The organism is Acetivibrio sp. MSJd-27 (assembly GCF_018918095.1).
Lineage (GTDB): Bacteria > Bacillota > Clostridia > UMGS1840 > HGM11507 > HGM11507.
Genome location: NZ_JAHLPV010000015.1, coordinates 12388 through 32054 on the forward strand (window position 1 = coordinate 12388; position 19667 = coordinate 32054).

Genomic DNA, 19667 nt, shown 5'->3' on the forward strand with positions numbered 1-19667 from the left:
ATGAACAAGAATAGAATGATATCTCTATGGCTGGTTTTTCTCCTTTTCTTTTCTTTCATGCCGGCTGATTTTATTTCAGTATTTGCGCAGGAAGATACTATTTTTCTTTCCACCGTGGAGGATTTCCGGGTGTTGTCCAAAAAATGCTCTCTGGATACCTGGTCACAGGGAAAGCAGATTCTTTTGATGAACGATCTGGATTTTACGGGAAATGAATTTATTCCCATTCCTACCTTTGGCGGCACCTTTGACGGCGGAGGTCATACGATAAGCGGCATCGTTTTGCCTGCGGGCAGTCCGGTGCAGGGGGTATTCCGTTATATTCAGAAAAGCGGCCTCGTTCAAAATCTGAATGTAAGTGTTTCTATTTCGTCAGGAGAGGGAAAAGATACATTTGGTGGGATTGCGGGAAATAACCGCGGCAATATCCAAAATTGCCGCTTTTCCGGAAATATCAGCGGAAAAAGTATTGTGGGAGGAATTGTCGGAATCAATGAGTCGGAGGGAAGAATCGGCAATTGTGTCTCCCAGGGGATTTTAAGCAGCCAGAAGTATACCGGCGGTATCGTGGGGGAAAACTTCGGTATTCTTCTCAAATGTACCAATCAAAGTAAAATCAATACTACCTCGGAGGAGGCAGCGTTAAAATTAGAGGATATCCAATTGGAACAGTTGGATCAGCTGGATGAAAATACAGTTCCTATCAGCGGGCATACCGATTCTGGAGGAATTGCCGGATACTCGAGCGGCATTCTTCAAAGCTGTTATAATTATGGTGTTGTTGGGTATCCGCATATGGGCTATAATATCGGGGGAATTGCCGGCCGGCAGGCCGGATATATGAACGGATGTTATAATTATGGACAAGTGCTTGGCCGCAAGGATGTGGGTGGCATTGCAGGTCAGATGGAACCCTATGTGTTCCTGCAGTATTCGGAGGATGAACTGCAGCAGCTGAACAGTGAAATGAACAGGCTTCACACTCTGGTAAACCAGGCATTGGCCAATGTGAACATCACGTCAGATACCGTATCAAATCGAATCAATATGATATCCGGATATGCCTCTGAAGCCAAAGACAGCTCTAAAAATTTGCTGGATCAAACTTCTGATTATGCCGGGCAGGTTTCTGATTTTGTAAATCAAAGCATGGAAACAGTAAATGACATCAGTGCGATCGTGACGGAGACGCTGGATAAAACCGTTCCTGTAATGGAGGATATCAGAATGGCTTCCGATACATTGTCAGATGCGGTTGGCCAGCTCAGCAACGCACTGGAGGAAATAGATCAAATAACGCAGAGCGGCAAGGATGCGCTGCAAGCCATGAAGGAGGCTTTAAACGATCTGGATGCTGCCGTCGGCAATCTTCAGATTGGAATCAGCAAGATACAGACAGCCGCAGATAGGCTGCTGGATGCGGTGACAGGAGGAAATCCTGATAAGGTAACACAGGCCTTAACACAGCTTGCCGAAGGCATGGGAGGTTTAAAAACAGCATTTCAAGATATAGGAACCGCATTCCGCGATTTAAAGGATGCGTTGTTACCAATTGATTGGGGAAATTTGGAACAACAAAAGCAGGAGATTGCAAACGCGGTGAATGCGTTGGAAAGCGCTTTGAAAGCAGCGGGCAATGCGATAGCCGACATGCAGGAGGCCATAGACGTACTCAAGAGCCACCCAGTAGATTGGGAGAGACTGCTGGGTGCTTTAAGTGTTTTGGACAGGGCAATGGATAATTTCGTGGCAGCGGGAAACGCAGCGCGGAGTTCCTTCAAAAAAATAAAGACGGCAATGGACTCCCTTCAGGATGCTTCGGATGCAGCGGGACAAATGGTTCAGGGAGTAAGAACCTCTCTGAATACCATGCAGGCGGCGACAGACAGTATCACGGCGGCAGTGGGGAAGAGCAGAGATATTCTAAAAGATCTGTCAGAACGGGAGCCTATCACTTTTCCGGCACTGGACAGTGATTTCCATTTGGATACAGACCGCTTATATTCCTCTCTCTCCGGAGTTTCGGTTCAGCTGAACAATCTGAACACCGAACTTCACTCAGCTGGAAAACAGTTCACTTCTGATTTGCAGGCGATCAGCGATCAGTTCCATGTGGTAATGCAGTTATTGATTGATGCTGTTTCTGCAAGAGATACTGATTTATCCGATTTGACGGAGGATATCTCGGAGCAGGACATTTCCTCTGCTACTGACGGAAAGGTGAGTAGATGCATAAATTATGGTGCTGTAGAAGCGGATTTGAATGTCGGCGGGGCGGTTGGATCAATGGCGATTGAATACGACCTGGATCCAGAGGATGATATCTCTTCTATGGGGAAAAAATCGCTGAACTTCCGCTATGAAGCAAAAGCGGTTCTCCTTGGCTGTGTGAATGAGGGCAGTGTAACCGCAAAAAAAAATTATGCAGGCGGCTTAGTGGGAAGGATGAATTTGGGAACCATACAGGAATGTGAAGGATATGGCAGGGTGGAAAGTACAAGCGGTGATTATGTCGGTGGAATTGTTGGCCTGTCAGATGCGGCAATCCGCAGAAGTTACGCCAAATGTACCCTGGCTGGGAGAAGCAGCGTTGGCGGTATTGCCGGACAAGCAAAAAAGATGACAGAATGCTATTCCATTGTTAATATAGAAAAGGGAACCGGTCTTGTGGGTGCAGTTGCGGGGACAAGAAGCAAAAAGGAAAGCGGAATCAGCAGCAACTATTTTCTGGATACCGGATGGGCGGGAATTGATAATATCAGCTATGCCGGAATCGCCGAGCCCATCTCCTATGAAGCGCTCTCCAAACAGAGTCAGCTGCCGGATAAATTTCTGCAGTTTGTTTTAACCTTCCGTGCGGATGGCAATGTGCTTGGGGAAGAAGTACTGAAATTCGGCGAATCGCTGCCTGCATCCAGAATGCCGCAAATCCCTGAAAAAGAGGGGTACTATAGCGCGTGGCCGGAATTTGATTTTTCAAATATCACTTTCAGCGCAGTTTTAGATGCAGTTTACACACCATGGGTCACTGTGCTTACCAGTAGTGAGACAAATGAAAAAAGTGGAAAAGCATTGGCGCTGGCGGAGGGAAATTTCCGTGACACCGCTATACTGTCTGTAACAGACAGTACAGAATCTCCGCCGTCCGAAAGCGGCGAAGATTCTCCTGTGATGTGGAAACTGAAGATTGAGGGAGCGGATATAACGGCGGATCAGGAAGTGCCAGTCCGGTTGCTTTGTCCAGCAGGCACGAAACAGATAAAAGTATGGTGTCTGTCAGGTGATGAGTGGAAAGAAGTTTCCTATACCAAAAACGGGAGTTATCTGATGACTTATATGTATGGAAATGAAAATACATTCTGTATTACATCATCAAAAGGAAATATAATACTAATTGTAATTAGCATTGCAACACTTTTTATTTTGCTGGCTACCTTTATTTTCTTGAAGAGAAAAGGGCTCTTCCGCAGAAAATATCATTCGAAAACAAAGGTGAAATAGGGGAGGAAAAAAGAATGGCTTACCATGTGATTTGTATCAGCCGCCAGTTTGGGAGCGGGGGGCATGAAATCGGTGAAAAATTAGCAGAACAATTGCATGTTTCTTTTTATGACAAAAATTTAGTTGTATTGGCTGCAGAAAGGAGCGGAATTCACCCGGAAACACTGGAAAAAGCCGATGAAAGGCGCACCAATCCATGGCTATATGAGAGTCTGCATGAGGAAAATCAGACATTTGGACGGGGACTTCCCGCAAGCGATGCTCTTTTTCAACTGCAAAGTCAGCTTATTCTGGAAGCGGCCAAAAAAAAGATTGTGTTATTGTAGGCAGATGTGGAGGATATCTGCTGCGGCAAAATCAGATTCCGTGCATCAGTCTGTTTATCTGCGCTCCCTTTGAAGATCGCGTGCGGAGAAAAATGAAGCAGGAGGGCATCAAAGAAAAAGCAGCTTACGATCTGGTGAGGAAAGAGGACAAATACAGGAAAGCTTACTATAATTATTATACCGGAGAAAATTGGGGAAACCCTGAAACCTATGACTTTTGCATCAACAGTGCAGCAAGAGGAATTGAGACGACCATAGATTTATTAGGCAAAATGTTGTGCCGTGAGGAGTGGAAAAGATGAAAACCAAAACAAATCTGTTACAGCTCAAAAAAAGATTTCTTGACTGCCAAAAGGTTATCTGCGCCATTGGCGATGAAACTCGCCAGGCAATCATCATCACGCTTTTGGAAGGAGAATGGAACGGCATGCGGGTCGGAGAGATTACTTCCCGCACTCATCTTTCCCGACCTGCGGTGTCGCATCATCTGAAGATTCTTTTAGATGCGGGCGTTATCAGTCTGCGGCGGGAGGGAACAATGAATTTTTATTCCCTGAAGCCGAAGGAAAATGAAATAAAAAAATTAAACTTGCTTCTGAATGATATCTCCAGTTTATATACTGAGTTTCAGAACAAAAAACCAAAGGGATGAAGCTCATCTTCATCCCTTTGTATGATTCAGTATGACATCCGGCAATCGAAATGATACCGTTTCAATGTTTAGATAAAAAACATAAATCCGTCCTGACCATTACGCTGTCTTACTTCCTGGATCAATTGCGCCAGGGATATGTTTTTTAATGTCTGGGAAACCATTTCGTCCAAAGGATGAAACACAAATTTTTGCATAATTTCCCCAAGATGGCTTTCATCGCCTGGGAGAGAGGTATCTGTCTTTTCGAAAAGGGTGGATTCAATGGCATATAAAATATCATATGCAGTGATGTCTTCTGATGGCTTTGCAAGCCGGTATCCTCCGCCAGCTCCTTTTACGGAGTGTACTAGTTCTGCTTTTTTTAATAAGGTAAATACTTGCTCAAGATATATTTTGGAAATACCGCATTTCTCTGAAACGGCAAGGATTGCGGTTGGTTCCGCTTCCTTTTCTTTCTGTCCTAAAAGAATCATGGAGGCCAGTCCATATCTGCCCTTTGACGATATTCGCATCGTTTTTCCTCCTCTTAATTTGACTTTTATTATTATAACAAGATAAAAATGTTTTTGCAAGGCAAAAGCCAACGTAAAAGCGTTTCAGCCTTGCCAAGCGCAGGGATATCTTCTTTCCATATGCTGTGAAATAGGAACTTGTCGACTTTTTCAGATCATTGGAAATTCTTTTTTTGCAGGGGCACACTCTGCCTCTGGTTCGCTTTCTTTTGGAGCATACCCTTGCTGAAAAGATATTCCATGAATTATGAAAAAAGTGTTGACAAAAAGAAATGCAATGAGTATAATAATAACATATTAATCATATATGTTTTATATAAAATGAATTTGGAGGTGCTAGATATGGCAAAAATTTATGGAAGTTTAACCGATTTAATTGGAAAGACACCTTTGTTAGAACTGAAAAATTATAGCAAGAGTCAGGACCTTTCCGGTAAGATTATTGCCAAACTGGAATATTTTAATCCGGCGGGAAGTGTAAAGGACCGTGTCGCAAAGGCGATGATTGAAGATGCTGAGGCAAAGGGTGTATTAAAGAAAGATTCTGTCATTATTGAGCCGACCAGTGGAAATACGGGAATTGGGCTGGCTTCGGTGGCCGCGGCGAGAGGATACCGTATCATTATAACGATGCCTGAAACAATGAGCATTGAGCGCAGAAAACTGATTAAAGGCTATGGTGCCGAAATTGTTTTGACCGATGGATCGAAAGGGATGAAGGGAGCCATTGAAAAGGCAGAAGAATTGGCCAGAGAGATTCCCAATGCATTTATTCCCGGCCAGTTTGTAAATCCTGCAAACCCGCAGATCCATAAGCAGACAACAGGGCCTGAAATCTGGGAAGACACAGATGGGGAAGTGGATATTTTTGTGGCTGGAATCGGCACAGGCGGTACCATCTCTGGCACCGGAGAATATTTAAAATCCCGTAAGCCGGAAGTTAAAATTGTCGGTGTGGAACCAGCAAGTTCACCGGTATTGACAGAGGGAAAAGCAGGGCCGCACAAAATTCAGGGAATTGGAGCAGGTTTTGTGCCGGACACTTTAAACACTTCCGTCTATGATGAAATCGTGACTGTTGAAAATGAAAATGCATTTTTAACGGCGAAAGAACTTGCCAAACGGGAAGGGCTTTTGGTCGGGATTTCTTCAGGAGCTGCGCTTTGGGTCGCCACAGACATTGCGAAACGCCATGAAAATGTTGGCAAAACCATTGTAGTTTTGCTTCCAGATACCGGAGAGAGATATCTTTCTACACCTTTGTTTGAAGGGTAAAAGGGAGAGGGGGTTCTGAAGAAGTATTCTCAAAAACATAAGTGCTGGCTCCTATTATTTTAGTACACTATATTCTGCTAGAGGCTTATAAATGTTTCCAGTCTGCTCAAAGAACCACATCAGGAAATAGAAGTGATTACAAGAGTTGGGCTATATATAGATTTATTTATGTGAAGTCTTACTCTGCCAAGTGTTAACTATATAATGAAAAAGCGTGCCGTCTGTATCAGGCTTATAGCACGCTTTTTCCATATTCGGATGCAATAATCAAAAAATTTCTTTTTTCATTATTCTATAAAGTGTTTTACCTTGTTCTTCACAGAATTATGTGAATGCATATTTCAAAAAATAACGAGCTTGTATTTTTCGAAACGAAAAAACTTTTTCATTTTATATTCGACATCACAAGCATTTTGTATTATAATAAAACTGTTAAAATATTTTGATTTTGAATTGATAGGTTACAGCGCTTTTTATTGAATTGCTTTTTATGGAACTAGGAAGGAGAGAATGCTTTGAGAAAGCTGATGGTTATCTTGCTGGTATTATCTATGTGCATCCCCGTGCGCATTTTTAGTGCTTCAAATATTTCTGCTAAAATTTTGTCCAGTGTTATCCTGGAGGATGGAAGTCAGTTTGCATCGGTAAGCGTTGCCGTTTCGCAGGGAACATCTGATGTTACCCTTCTTGTAATAGGAGATTCAGATAACGGCGAAAGCCAAAAATTTTCTTTTGCACATGCCGGCAAAATGGTAGAAGGATATATCTATTATATGGAACAGGCGCAGGTGACCGGCGAAAAAATATTTTCTATTCCCATAGAAATGCCTAAAACAATGGTAGATTTAGAGAATTGTATTTATGTGATTTCCGGTAGTAATGCAGTAAAAGCCTCGAAAGTGATAGAAAATGAAATGAAAAGTCTCACGGTGAGGATTGGGCAGAATGGAAAAATTCGCACAGCAGGTGACGATATTGCCGACGGAACGGTTCTATCGCTTCCTGCGGGCAGTATTGTCAGCTTTGAAATCATTCCTGACCGGGGATATGTTACGGACGGCGTTTCTCTAAACGGCAGTTTAACCGTCAACATTTCAAGCCAGTACACCACTCCGCCGATCCAGAGCGATACGGTTGTAGCCTTTAGCTTCCGGGCGAAGAATGATGGGCGGCCGCTTGACTATCCAGCAGTTCAGAAGGGAGAAAGGATCGCTTTGTACCGGCAGATGGATCGCTATACCCCAGCGGGATATCGGCTTATAGAATATGGCCTGGTTTATTCCCCTGACGACAGTCAGCCGGAACTGCAAAAAAAGAATTGTTTTTCTATCCTTACAGATATCAATCCTGTCTTTAAAACAGAGCTTCGATTACCGCAGATACCTGCTGTGAAAGATATGAAGAGGAAGAATTGCAGCAGGCCTTATGCAGTTTACTACGTGCTCGAAAAACAGCAAGTTAAAATTGTTTATGGTCAATAAAAGCAAATAAAAACCTTATAAACCTTTGAGGCATTGAAGGTACCAAGAGTTCTGGAGAATGATTGAATCACAATACCGCGGCGAAACACATTTCGCCGTCTCTGCTGTTGTGGTATAAACGAAAAAAGATTTTTAAGGCGTTTTTGATTCCGGGACTTCAATTTCATAAATTTCTTCTTCAAGAATTCTATTATCCGGCGTTTTAACTTCTTTGTAAGCCGTTACCAATTTTCCTCCATAGAAAAGAGCAATTTTTTTGCTTGGAATATTTCTTCTGTCAACGGGGTAGCACAATTTTTTTATTCCTAAATGTTCGGCGTATTTTAGAATACCTCCGATAGCTTCTCTGCCGTAATGATTTCCGTGAGCCTCGATCTTTGACCAAATGCCGAGTTCAGGTATTTTATCCCTCAAATGATGCAATCCGACCAATCCAATAAATTCTTGGCTTGTTTTCAGTGTGATTGCATAAACGTAATCGGTATTGTTTTTCCTCTGTTCGATAAATTTTTGTACAATCTCACGAGTTTCACTGATATCCTTTGGTACGCCCGGAAACATATAGGTAATGACTTTCTCATTAAAATATTTGAATATGTATTTTGTATGCTCCTCATATACGGGGCTCAATAATAATCTGTTTGTTTCTATATTCATGGTGTATTCTCCTAAATAAAATAATCCGGAGCTGTCCCTGATTCTGTAGAAAGACCAGGCAAGGGGAAAAGGAATGATATGGTAAGATGGTTTGTCAACTATTTTTTGTTACTATATCATAGTTTTTATGGCAAATCAAGCCTTAACTCGTCAGACAGTCAGCCACGAATGAATCATCCTTCCATTCCGCCATCTGCCTGCATATCATCCATTATTGTCAGTTGCTGCAGTTGACAGTTAAAATTTCGATAATGCTGGCAGTACAAATCGGCGTTTGAACTTCCTGTGGATTGGACTCTCTTAACCAATCAGACATATGGATTATATTGCTTTTGCGGTACAATAAAAAGGGTAATGTCTGATATATATTGTAACAAAATTATGAACTTTCCAAAAATCGGCATCCAACCTCTTGACATCTTAAAAAAGTGTGCTAAAATAAATGTTAGCACTCGATGGAAGAGAGTGCTAACAAAAGAAAAATCGGAGGATGATATTGTGGCAAAGAAAAAATTCAAATCAGAATCAAAGCGGTTGCTGGACTTGATGATCAATTCCATCTATACCCACAAAGAGATTTTTTTAAGAGAGCTCATTTCCAATGCGAATGACGCGATAGACAAGCTGTATTACTTATCCCTGAAGGATGAGAATATCACATTCAACAGGGATAATTTTTATATCCGTCTGACGCCGGACAAAGAGGCAAGAACCCTGACCATCACAGATACCGGAATCGGCATGAGTAGGGAGGAGCTGGAGGATAACCTGGGAACGATTGCAAAAAGCGGTTCCTTTGCATTTAAAAAGGAAAACGACATGGAACAGGATGTGGACATTATCGGCCAGTTTGGTGTCGGTTTTTATTCCGCTTTCATGGTGGCGGATTGTGTCACCGTGAAATCGAAAGCTTACGGTAGTGAAGAAGCTTACGTCTGGACTTCCAAGGGTGCTGACGGCTATGAAATTGACACCTGTGACAAGGCGGAAACCGGAACGGAAATCATTCTTTACCTGAAAGCCGATACCGAAGATGAGCATTACAGCGAATTCTTGGAAACCTATCGTCTTTCCGAATTGGTAAAGAAATATTCCGATTATATCAAGTATCCTATCAAGATGCTGACGGAAAAGAGCCGCCCGAAGGAAGGCACAGCGGAAGAGGGTAAAACGCCGGAATACGAGACTTACTACGAGGATGAAACCTTAAATAGCATGATTCCCATCTGGCGCAAAAATAAAAATGAACTGAAACAGGAAGATTATGATCAATTCTATCAGGATAAATTCCATGATTTTGAAAAGCCGCTGAAAACGATTCACACAAGTGCGGACGGAGCAGTGAGCTATACCGCTTTGCTGTTTCTGCCGGCGAGAGCACCCTATGATTACTATACCAAGGAATTTCAGCGGGGCTTGCAGCTTTATTCCAACGGAGTGCTGATCATGGATAAGTGTGCGGATTTGCTGCCGGACTATTTCGGTTTTGTGAAAGGACTGGTGGATTCGGCAGATTTGTCTTTAAATATTTCAAGGGAGATGCTGCAGCATGACCGCCAGCTGAAAACGATCGCCGCTCACATCAAAAAGAAAATCAAAAATGAGCTTTTAAACATGTTAAACAACGACAGAGCGAATTATGAAAAATTGTATGAAAGCTTTGGGCGTCCTTTGAAATTCGGCGTGTATGACAACTTTGGAATGGAAAAAGATTTTCTGAAGGATTTGATTTTGTTTTATTCTTCTTCCGAAAAGAAGTTGGTTTCTCTGGATGAGTATGCGAAACGCATGAAAGAGGAGCAGAAATATATTTACTATGCCTGCGGTGAGGATACTGCCAAAATAGATAAACTGCCTCAGACAGAACTGGTCAAGGAAAAAGGATATGAAATTCTCTATCTGACGGAAGATGTGGATGAATTTGTGATAAAAATTCTCGGCAGTTATGAGGAGAAAGAATTTAAATCTGTTTCCGCAAGCGATTTAGGTTTGAAAAGCGAAGAGGAAGCTAAGGCGGAAAAGGAAACAAAGGAAGAGAACAAAGACTTATTTGATTTCATGAAAGAGGCCCTGGGGGATAAGGTAAAAGAAGTGAAGGCTTCCACCCGCTTAAAATCTCATCCGGTCTGCATCTCCAGCGTTGGGGAGGTATCTCTTGAAATGGAAAAGGTCTTGAACGCAATGCCGAACAATCAAAAAATCCATGCGGATCGAGCCTTGGAAATCAACATCAGTCATCCTGTTTTTGAAACGATAAAAACGCTTTATCAGACCGATAAAGAAAAATTGAAAAAGTATACCGGGGTTCTCTATGACAGTGCTCTGCTAATTGAAGGACTTCCAATTGAAGACCCCGTAGCGTTTTCTAACCATGTCTGCGATTTGATTTAACCGGAAAAATGCCGTCTGTAAAGGCGGCATTTTTTCTTTAAAAAATTTCAATTTTTTATTGACAACAAAAGAAATATAGTATATAATTATATACAGTTGTTAACACAGTATGCTGTCTTAGCTCAGTAGGTAGAGCACTTCCTTGGTAAGGAAGAGGTCGGCGGTTCAAGTCCGCTAGACAGCTCCAGAAAAAGGCTTGTCATTTTGACAGGTCTTTTTTATAACATAGGAAATTGCGCGGGATCGTGCGCAATTGCATGTTTCAAAAAACAGCGTGCGAAGCGCGGCTGCGTTTTTCGGAATGAAAAACTTTTTTATAAATTTTATAAAAATTTATTTCAAGGAAACGGGGATTCTGTATGCATACAGCGGAAAAAACAATCTTTGCAAATATGTGTATGGTTTATGATAACAATGGAAGAGTATTGGTTCAGAAACGCGTCAAATCAGATTGGTCCGGCATTGCTTTTCCGGGTGGTCATGTGGAAAAGGATGAGCCGTTTACGGATGCTGTTATTCGGGAAGTATTTGAAGAGACTGGTCTTACCATATCAATACCCCAACTATGTGGAGTGAAGGATTGGTTTCGAGAAGACGGCACCAGATATGTTGTCCATCTGTACAAAACGAATCAATTTCACGGCATCCTTACTCCATCCCATGAAGGGGAGGTGTTTTGGGTGAACAGGAAAGATTTATCCAAGATGGAATTAGCGAGCGGCATGGAGAGCACCCTGAAAATATTTCTTGACGAAAAGCTTAGCGAACAATTTGTTTATAAAAAAGACGGAGAGTGGCTTGAAATATTAAAATAGCGGTATTGCTTACTCCAAAAAAGTACGTTTATCCTAGAACAATGGGCATGGAATCATCAAAATTCCATGCCCATTGTTTGCTTTTACAGTCTGATAACAAATGAATTAATTTTCTAAAAATGCTTTTGCATTTTTCAGGCATATTTTCATAGCTTCTTTTGCGGGGCCGCCGTAAACCTTTCTCTCATTGACACAAGTCTCCAGAGAAATTGCCTCGTAAAAATCCTCCTTTATGTTTCCAAAGAACTCTTTCAGCTTTTCCAATGGGATTTCTTCCAGAGATATATTGTTCTGAATGGAGTAGGCAACCATTTTGCCGATGATTTCATGCGCGTCCCGGAAGGGAATACCGTTTTTTACAAGATAGTCCGCAGCGTCTGTAGCGTTGGTAAATCCTTTTTTGGCGCCTTCCTTCATAATTTCTTTTCTGAATTTTGCGGTTGCCAGCATTTTTGTAAACACGGGCAGACACATGTTCAGCGTATCCGCAGCATCGAAAACGGCTTCTTTATCCTCCTGCATATCCTTGTTATAAGCGAGAGGAAGTCCTTTCATTACGGTGAGCATTGTCATAAGTGAACCATAAACACGTCCTGTCTTGCCTCGAGTCAGCTCGGCAATATCCGGATTTTTTTTCTGCGGCATAATGCTGGATCCTGTAGAAAAAGCGTCATCTAATTCTACGAATGAAAATTCGTTGGAGCACCAGAGGATGATCTCTTCGCAAAAGCGGGAAAGATGCATCATAATCATAGAAGCACAGAAGGTGAATTCCACTGCGAAATCCCGATCGGAGACACCGTCAATGCTGTTTTCTGTCGCTTCTGCAAAACCGAGTTCCTTTGCGGTGAAGAAGCGATCCAGCTCATAGGTGGTGGAGGCAAGCGCGCCGGAACCGAGGGGGCAGGTGTCCATGCGGTCATAACAGTCCTGGAGTCTGGAATAATCTCTCCGAAACATTTGAAAATAAGCCATCAGATGATGCGCCAGAGTGATTGGCTGCGCTTTTTGCAAATGAGTATATCCCGGCATAATGGTATCTATATTGTCAGCAGAAATGTCATAAATCGTTTGAAGCAATTCTTTCACATATTGCATCACGGTTTGAATTTCTTTTTTGACATACATTTTAAAGTCCAGTGCAACCTGATCATTCCGGCTTCTTCCGGTGTGAAGCTGTTTGCCTACCGCACCGATACGCTGTGTTAGAATGGTTTCAATATTCATATGAATATCTTCCGCATCTTCGGAAAAATTGATTTTTCCGTTCTCAATATCCGTAAGAATTTGCTTGAGTTCTTTCACAATCAATACAGCGTTTTCCGGCGGAATGATATTCTGTTTTCCCAGCATGGAAGCATGGGCAATGCTTCCGGTGATATCCTCTCGGTATAGCCTTTTATCAAAACGAATAGAGGAATTGTAATCGTTGGCAGCCTGGTCGATTTCTTTGGAAAAACGGCCGCCCCACAGTTTCGAGTTTTCTTTTGCCATGGTTTATCCCTTTCTATGCTTATGGCATCTACCGGACGATAGATGCCATATTTGATGTTTATTTATTTTCCTTGTTTTTTTCCAGCATCAAAGCGCGCATTTTCAGCGGCAGGCCGAACAGGTTGATGAAGCCCTCCGCATCCTTATGGTTGTAAACCTCGTCCTCTTCAAAGGTAGCAAAGTCTTCACTGTACAGGGAGTAAGGGGATTTTGCACCGGCAGGGGTTGCTTTTCCCTTGTAGAGTTTCAGTTTTACGGTTCCTGTGACGGTTTTCTGCGTTTCGTCCACAAAAGCGGAAAGCGCTTCCCGCAGAGGGGTAAACCAGCAACCGTCATAAACCAGTTCCGCAAATTTGTTTGCGATCTGTTCTTTATAATGCATAGTTTGACGATCTAGACAGAGATATTCCAGTTCCTTGTGTGCCGCGTACAGGATCGTTCCACCCGGTGTTTCATACACGCCGCGGGATTTCATGCCGACCAGACGGTTTTCAACGATATCGTCGATGCCGACACCGTGCTTGCCGCCCAGCTCATTGAGCTTTTCCACAATTTTGAGCGGGGACAGCTTTTCACCGTTGACAGCAATTGCATTGCCTTTTTCAAAATCAATCGTAACATATTCCGCATCATTTGGAGCCTTTTCCGGTGTTACCATTAATTGCAGCAATTTATCATACTGGGGTTCATTCCAGGGATCCTCCAGATCCATTCCCTCATGGCTTAAGTGCCAGATGTTCCGATCCATGCTGTAATTTTCTTCCTTGGTGACGGGAACCGGAATATTTCTTGCTTTGGCATATTCGATTTCTTCTTCCCGGGACTTGATATCCCACATTCTCCAGGGGGCGATGATTTTCAGTTCAGGAGCCAGAGCCTTGATGGTCAATTCAAAACGAACCTGATCGTTTCCTTTGCCGGTAGCGCCGTGGCAGATCGCAACAGCTCCTTCTTTTTTCGCAATTTCAACCAGCCGTTTTGCAATGCAGGGACGTGCGTGGGAGGTACCCAGCAGATATTTTCCTTCATAGACAGCGCCTGCTTTCACGGTGGGGAATATGTAGTTTTCTACATAGTCTTCTCTTAAGTCTTCAATATATAATTTGGAAGCGCCGGTTTTTAAAGCTTTTTCCTCCAGCCCTTCGGTTTCTTTTCCCTGGCCCACATCACCGCAGACCGCAATGACCTCATAATCAAAATTTTCTTTCAGCCACGGAATAATGATGGACGTGTCCAGTCCGCCGGAATAGGCGAGAATAACTTTTTCTTTCATGTTTGAAATCCTCCAAAATCTATGATATACTATACACGTTATGTGCAGCCGCAAAGGCGGCAGACAATTGTCATTGTTGCTATTATACTCTAACTGGTTAAAAAATTCAAGAGGTTTTAAGAATAAAAATTCATTTCAATTAATAATTATGCATAATAACGAATAATCATACGCTGTTTAAGGAGTTTTTATGAGAATATTGGGGATTGACCCCGGATATGCCATTGTGGGATACGGAGTCATTGAATACGAGGGAAACCGATTTAAAACAATAGACTACGGTAAGATTACAACAACGCCAAAATATACGCTTGCAGAACGTTTGCAGAAAATTTATGAAGGTGTTTGCGGAGTCATTAGCATACATAAACCAGAAATGGTTGCGGTGGAAGAATTGTTTTTCAACAATAATGTCACAACGGCAATCGCAGTGGCACAGGCGAGGGGAGTCGTTCTGCTGGCGTCCTCCCAAAGCGGCAAGCCATTGTATGAATATACGCCCCTGCAGGTGAAACAGGCGGTGGTCGGATATGGAAGGGCGCAGAAGGAGCAGGTTCAGCAGATGGTAAAGGTTCTTTTGAATTTGGAGAGAATCCCAAAGCCGGACGATGTTGCGGATGCCCTGGCGGTAGCTGTCTGCCACGCGCATTCCCATCATGTGAACAACCGATTGAATATACGCTGAATGGAGGAAAATTCATGTTTTATTATATTAAAGGGAGAGTAACACATAAAGAACTGAATTTTCTGGTAATCGATGTGGGAGGAGTCGGATATAAAATTTATACTTCTATGAATACTCTTTCTCAAGCGGAACCGGAAAAAGAATTAAAGGTATATACCTATACGCATATCCGGGAGGATATCTTTGATATCTATGGTTTTTCAAAGGAGGAAGAACTCCATACCTTCCAGATGCTGATCTCCGTGTCCGGAGTAGGTCCCAAGGCGGCGCTGGCCATTCTTTCCTTTATGCCGTCACAGGATTTTGCCCTGGCTGTGATCAAAGGCGATGTCAAAAAGATCACCGGAGCCCCCGGCATCGGCAAAAAGATTGCAGAGCGCATTATATTGGAATTGAAGGACAAAATCAACAAGGATCTAAAGGATTCCGGAAGCAGTGAAATGGCATATCAGGGGGCCGGTCAATCCTCCGTCTTTGAAGAAGCGGTAAACGCTTTGATGGTGCTTGGATATTCCGCGTTGGAATCCAAAGGCGCTGTTTCCAATGTCGATAAATCCTGCACGAATGTGGAAGAGATTATCAAAGCGTCTTTAAAACAGCTGATGAAATAACAATCAGGTGTTGTAATGGGAATATTTCAATATCCCTTATCGAAAAATTCAAAAATGGAAAAAAGGAGTTTCTATGGAAGCAGAGGAACGTATTATCACAAGTGAATTCGTAAGCGATGATCCCGATGTGACACTGCGGCCGAAAAATTTTGGTGATTATGTAGGGCAGGAAAAGGCGAAGGAAAATCTTGCTATCTATATTGAGGCGGCAAAGCAGAGAGGGGAAGCGCTTGACCATGTTTTGCTGTACGGCCCGCCCGGATTGGGAAAAACCACACTTTCCAATATCATTGCCAATGAATTGGGGGTTAATATCCGCATCACATCCGGTCCAGCTATCGAAAAGCCAGGAGATTTGGCGGCGATTTTAACCAATCTGACGGAAAATGAAGTTCTTTTTATTGATGAGATTCATCGCCTGTCCAAGAGCGTGGAGGAGATTCTTTATCCCGCTATGGAAGACTATGCGCTGGATATTATTATCGGGAAAGGACCGTCTGCCAGAAGCATCCGTCTGGATTTACCCAAATTTACGTTGATTGGCGCTACTACAAAGGCGGGAAGTCTGACATCGCCTCTGCGGGATCGGTTTGGCGTTATGCTTCGTCTGGAATTATATACCCATGAGGAGCTGAAAAGGATTGTTAAGCGTTCCGCGGGAATTCTCAATGTGGAGATTGACGAAGCGGGTGCCCTGGAGATTGCCTCCCGTTCCCGTGGAACCCCGCGTATTGCCAATCGGCTCCTGAAACGGGTGAGGGACTATGCGCAGGTAAAAGGGAACGGCGTCATCACAAAAGAGATGGCCGATCAGTCTTTGAAAATGCTGGAGGTGGATAAGATCGGCTTGGACAAGGTAGACAAGCGCATGATTCTCTCTATCATCAACGCCTTTAACGGCGGCCCCGTAGGCTTGGAAACGCTGGCTGCAACGATCGGGGAGGAAGCGGGAACCATTGAGGATGTCTATGAACCTTATCTGCTGCAAATCGGTTTTTTGAACCGTACCCCCAGGGGAAGAATGGCGACAAAGCTGGCCTATGAACATTTCGGAATGCAGTTCCTGAAGGATGAGCAGCAGCAAACATTTTCTTAGAGCGTTCGGAACATTTTTGGAACATATAGGACATTGAGCGGAATCGTGTGCAATTATGTGTTTCAAAAAATAGTATGCGAAGCGGGCTTGTTGCTTTTCGGAATGAAAAACTTTTTTATAACATAGGAAATTGCGGGGAATCGTCCGCAATTGCATGTTTCAAAAAACAGTGTGCGGAGCGCGACTGCGTTTTTCAGAATGAAAAACTTTTTTATAAAATCAAAAAACAGCAAGAAACTTGTGGAAATGGTCCACAAATTGTGATATAATATTGCAAAATAAATTGAGAGACAAGATGGAGGAACTTTTTATGTTGTCTGAAGAGAGAATTATTGAGATACTGAAAGAAGCGGGTGTGTTGCTGCAAGGTCATTTTCAGCTGACATCCGGCAAACACAGCAACAAATATCTGCAGTGTGCAAAAATTTTCAAGAACGCGAAATACAGCGAAGAGCTTTGCGGGGCTCTGGCGGAAAAATATGCGGATAAGGAAATTGATGTGGTTGTTGGACCAGCTATGGGAGCGGTCATCATGGCGTATGAGGTTTCACGCCATTTGAACGTGCCCAATTTCTTCACAGAACGGGAAAACGGGGAAATGACCCTGAGAAGAGGCTTTCAGATTGAAAAGGGACAGAAAGTCCTGATCGTGGAGGATGTTGTGACCACCGGCGGTTCCGTGCGGGAGGTTATTGACGTGGTGAGGAATGCCGGCGGCGAAGTGGTCGGCGTCGGTTCTATCGTGGACAGAACCGGGGGCAAAATTGATTTCGGTGTTCCCTATGCGTCGGTTATCTCTATGAAAGTGACAGCTTATGAAAAGGATGAATGTCCCATGTGCAAAAACGGTGAACCGGTCGTGAAACCCGGCAGCCGTGCGTTGAAATCTTAGTAGAAAGGAATCTTTGCTTTGGTTAATATACTTAAATGGAATGAACTTTCCGACGAAAAGAAAAGCTTTGTGTTAAAACGAGCGGAAATTGATATCACCGAATATATGAAAACTGCGACGGAAGTCGCTTTCGATGTTAAAGAGAACGGTGATAACGCAGTTCTCAAGTACACAGAAAAATTTGACCGCATCAAACTGACAAAAGACCGGATGAAAGTAACACCAGAGGAAGTTGAGGCAGCGTATCAGCGATTGCCCAAAGAGACTTTGGATGCAATCACTTATGCCTACGGCAACATCAAAAAGTTTCACAGCGAGCAGATGCCGGAAAAGATGTGGTTTACCGATGTGGACGAAGGCATTATGGCGGGTGAAAAGGTTACGCCAATCGTGGACGTGTGTCTCTATGTCCCGCGGGGAAAAGGCAGTTTCCCGTCCGTATTGTTGATGCTGGGTGTGCCGGCGGCAGTAGCGGGAGTAAAAAAGATTGTCGTGGTAACGCCCCCGAACGAAAAAGGGGAAGTGGACGATGCCATTCTGGTTGCCGCGAAATTGATTGGAATCACAGAAATCTATAAGGTCGGCGGAATTCAGGCAGTAGCGTCTGTCGCATTTGGAACGGAGACGATTCCAAAATGCCATAAGATCATCGGACCTGGAAATGCCTATGCCACTGCGGCAAAGCGGGTGCTGGCCAGCTATATTGACGCGGGGCTTCCGGCCGGACCTTCCGAGTCTATCATCCTGTGCGATGAGCATACCGCTCCACACAAGGCGGCCTTGGACTGGATGATTGAGGCGGAGCATGGACCCGACAGCGCAGCGTTGCTTGTCACCCATTCCAAAGAATTGGCGGAACAGGTTTTGCCGATTGTGGAAAAACAGCTTACCAAGCTTTCTGATAAGAGAAGAGAATTTATCAATACCAATTTTTCGACTTACGGAGGTATCATCCTGACAGATTCATTGGAGGAATCCATTGATTTTGTCAATGAATATGCGCCGGAGCACATGGAAATCCTGACAGAGAAACCATTTGATATCCTGCCCAAAATCGAAAACGCAGGGGAAATTTTGCTTGGAGAATGGACCCCCATCACCCTTTGCAATTTCTTGATGGGTCCCAATGCCATCCTTCCGACCGGACAATTTGCCAAAACCTATTCCAGCGTTTCGGTCAATGATTTCTTAAAGAGATCCTCAATTGGTTATGTAACGCATGAAGGATTCCGTAAGGTGAAGCATAACGCAGCGGTTATCGCGAAAACAGAGGGATTTGAAACCCATGCACTTGCCGTTTTGGATCGAGAATAAGGAGCAATTGCTATGAAAAAACAAATTTCGGTAAAACGAAGAACAAAGGAATCCTTCATTGAAGTCGCACTGGATTTCAATGGATTGCATGAAGATTATAAGGAGGACATTAAGACACCAATTCCTTTTTTTAACCATATGTTGGAGCATATTGCGTACCGTTCCGGAATGAACCTCTCCGTAATCTTTGAGATGGATCGATTTGATCTCACCCATATTGTTTTTGAGGATATTGGTATGGCATTGGGCAAGGCAGTCAAAACATACCTCGAGGAGAATAGAGATGAGGGAATTCCTGGTTTTTCAGACGCAATTGGGATCATTGATGAGGCGCATGCATCCTGTGCGCTGAGCTTTGAAAACCGCGCATCTTTTTATTTGTCAGAACAGATTGAAGTTCCTGCCCAGACGGAAGGAACCTTGAGCGAAGATTTGGAAACCTTTTTTGAAGGCTTTGTACAGGGAGCAATGTGTTCTTTGCATTTGGATATCAATAAAGGAAAAAATGGTCACCACATCTGGGAGGCGGCTTACCGTGCGTTCGGCGTAGCCCTCCGCAGGGCACTGACACCGGAAGAAAGCAGGCGCGGTTTGACATCCGGCGTTTGCGGTCCCATTCATTATAAAATTGAAGCAGAAGAATAAAACGGAGAGAAGCCTGTGTTTCGGCCAGGCTTTTCGTGTGTAAT

The 19667-nt window shown here is 43.4% G+C and carries 18 protein-coding genes and 1 tRNA gene; 15 read left to right on the top strand and 4 right to left on the bottom strand.

Annotated features, from left to right (window positions below):
• The 4 genes from KQI32_RS06820 to KQI32_RS06830 are packed head-to-tail and all read left to right on the top strand — an operon-like array spanning position 1 to position 4479.
• The gene (locus KQI32_RS06820; protein WP_216424434.1) at positions 1-3501 is read left to right on the top strand and encodes a hypothetical protein; all 3501 of its coding nucleotides are present in this window, start codon (positions 1-3) and stop codon (positions 3499-3501) included.
• Between the two features lie 14 nt (positions 3502-3515).
• The gene (locus KQI32_RS13400; RefSeq protein WP_253291098.1) at positions 3516-3827 is read left to right on the top strand and encodes a cytidylate kinase-like family protein; all 312 of its coding nucleotides are present in this window, start codon (positions 3516-3518) and stop codon (positions 3825-3827) included.
• Positions 3828-3862: 35 nt separating this feature from the next.
• On the top strand, positions 3863-4129 hold the full coding sequence (locus KQI32_RS13405; RefSeq protein WP_308167044.1) for a cytidylate kinase family protein: 267 nt from the start codon (positions 3863-3865) through the stop codon (positions 4127-4129).
• On the top strand, positions 4126-4479 hold the full coding sequence (locus tag KQI32_RS06830; RefSeq protein ID WP_177691827.1) for a helix-turn-helix transcriptional regulator: 354 nt from the start codon (positions 4126-4128) through the stop codon (positions 4477-4479). Before KQI32_RS13405 ends, KQI32_RS06830 begins: the two co-directional genes overlap by 4 nt.
• Positions 4480-4547: 68 nt before the next feature.
• On the opposite strand, the gene KQI32_RS06835 is transcribed toward KQI32_RS06830, so the two are convergent.
• Positions 4548-4994, bottom strand: coding sequence for an Rrf2 family transcriptional regulator (locus tag KQI32_RS06835; RefSeq protein WP_177691826.1), 447 nt, complete (start codon positions 4992-4994; stop codon positions 4548-4550).
• 342 nt (positions 4995-5336) lie between these two features.
• Here KQI32_RS06835 and cysK point away from each other — a divergent pair, with 342 nt between their 5' ends.
• Entirely contained in the window at positions 5337-6269 is a 933-nt protein-coding gene (gene cysK / locus KQI32_RS06840; protein WP_216424437.1) for a cysteine synthase A, read from the top strand.
• Positions 6270-6784: 515 nt separating this feature from the next.
• The gene (locus KQI32_RS06845) at positions 6785-7750 is read left to right on the top strand and encodes a hypothetical protein (protein WP_216424438.1); all 966 of its coding nucleotides are present in this window, start codon (positions 6785-6787) and stop codon (positions 7748-7750) included.
• 132 nt (positions 7751-7882) lie between these two features.
• On the opposite strand, the gene KQI32_RS06850 is transcribed toward KQI32_RS06845, so the two are convergent.
• Positions 7883-8407: a GNAT family N-acetyltransferase gene (locus KQI32_RS06850; RefSeq protein WP_216424440.1), complete on the bottom strand. Its 525-nt coding sequence runs from the start codon at positions 8405-8407 to the stop codon at positions 7883-7885.
• 498 nt (positions 8408-8905) lie between these two features.
• Here KQI32_RS06850 and htpG point away from each other — a divergent pair, with 498 nt between their 5' ends.
• The 3 genes from htpG (at position 8906) to KQI32_RS06865 (ending at position 11613) form a co-directional block, all read left to right on the top strand.
• Positions 8906-10798, top strand: a complete 1893-nt coding sequence (htpG, locus tag KQI32_RS06855; RefSeq protein ID WP_216424442.1) for a molecular chaperone HtpG — start codon at positions 8906-8908, stop codon at positions 10796-10798.
• A gap of 111 nt (positions 10799-10909) precedes the next feature.
• Positions 10910-10985: transfer RNA gene (locus KQI32_RS06860), tRNA-Thr, on the top strand.
• A 172-nt stretch (positions 10986-11157) separates the two neighbouring features.
• The gene (locus KQI32_RS06865; RefSeq protein WP_177691181.1) at positions 11158-11613 is read left to right on the top strand and encodes an 8-oxo-dGTP diphosphatase; all 456 of its coding nucleotides are present in this window, start codon (positions 11158-11160) and stop codon (positions 11611-11613) included.
• Positions 11614-11718: 105 nt separating this feature from the next.
• Here KQI32_RS06865 and argH read toward each other — a convergent pair whose 3' ends face one another.
• Together argH and KQI32_RS06875 are read right to left on the bottom strand one after the other, a co-directional pair.
• The gene (gene argH / locus KQI32_RS06870) at positions 11719-13107 is read right to left on the bottom strand and encodes an argininosuccinate lyase (RefSeq protein ID WP_216424444.1); all 1389 of its coding nucleotides are present in this window, start codon (positions 13105-13107) and stop codon (positions 11719-11721) included.
• Between the two features lie 58 nt (positions 13108-13165).
• Positions 13166-14380, bottom strand: coding sequence for an argininosuccinate synthase (locus tag KQI32_RS06875; protein ID WP_177691183.1), 1215 nt, complete (start codon positions 14378-14380; stop codon positions 13166-13168).
• A gap of 190 nt (positions 14381-14570) precedes the next feature.
• On the opposite strand from KQI32_RS06875, the gene ruvC reads away from it, so the two are divergent.
• The 6 genes from ruvC (at position 14571) to KQI32_RS06905 (ending at position 19623) form a co-directional block, all read left to right on the top strand.
• The gene (gene ruvC, locus KQI32_RS06880) at positions 14571-15065 is read left to right on the top strand and encodes a crossover junction endodeoxyribonuclease RuvC (protein ID WP_216424445.1); all 495 of its coding nucleotides are present in this window, start codon (positions 14571-14573) and stop codon (positions 15063-15065) included.
• Positions 15066-15079: 14 nt separating this feature from the next.
• Positions 15080-15676, top strand: a complete 597-nt coding sequence (gene ruvA, locus KQI32_RS06885) for a Holliday junction branch migration protein RuvA (protein WP_177691185.1) — start codon at positions 15080-15082, stop codon at positions 15674-15676.
• Between the two features lie 73 nt (positions 15677-15749).
• On the top strand, positions 15750-16772 hold the full coding sequence (gene ruvB / locus KQI32_RS06890; protein ID WP_177691186.1) for a Holliday junction branch migration DNA helicase RuvB: 1023 nt from the start codon (positions 15750-15752) through the stop codon (positions 16770-16772).
• Positions 16773-17082: 310 nt separating this feature from the next.
• A complete protein-coding gene (pyrE, locus tag KQI32_RS06895) occupies positions 17083-17664 on the top strand; it encodes an orotate phosphoribosyltransferase (protein WP_216424447.1) in 582 nt (193 codons plus the stop codon).
• Positions 17665-17682: 18 nt separating this feature from the next.
• Positions 17683-18978 (top strand): histidinol dehydrogenase, encoded by a 1296-nt coding sequence (gene hisD / locus KQI32_RS06900; protein ID WP_216424449.1) that lies wholly within the window; start codon positions 17683-17685, stop codon positions 18976-18978.
• Positions 18979-18990: 12 nt separating this feature from the next.
• Positions 18991-19623: an imidazoleglycerol-phosphate dehydratase gene (locus KQI32_RS06905; protein WP_216424450.1), complete on the top strand. Its 633-nt coding sequence runs from the start codon at positions 18991-18993 to the stop codon at positions 19621-19623.
• The last annotated feature ends 44 nt before the right edge of the window (positions 19624-19667 follow it).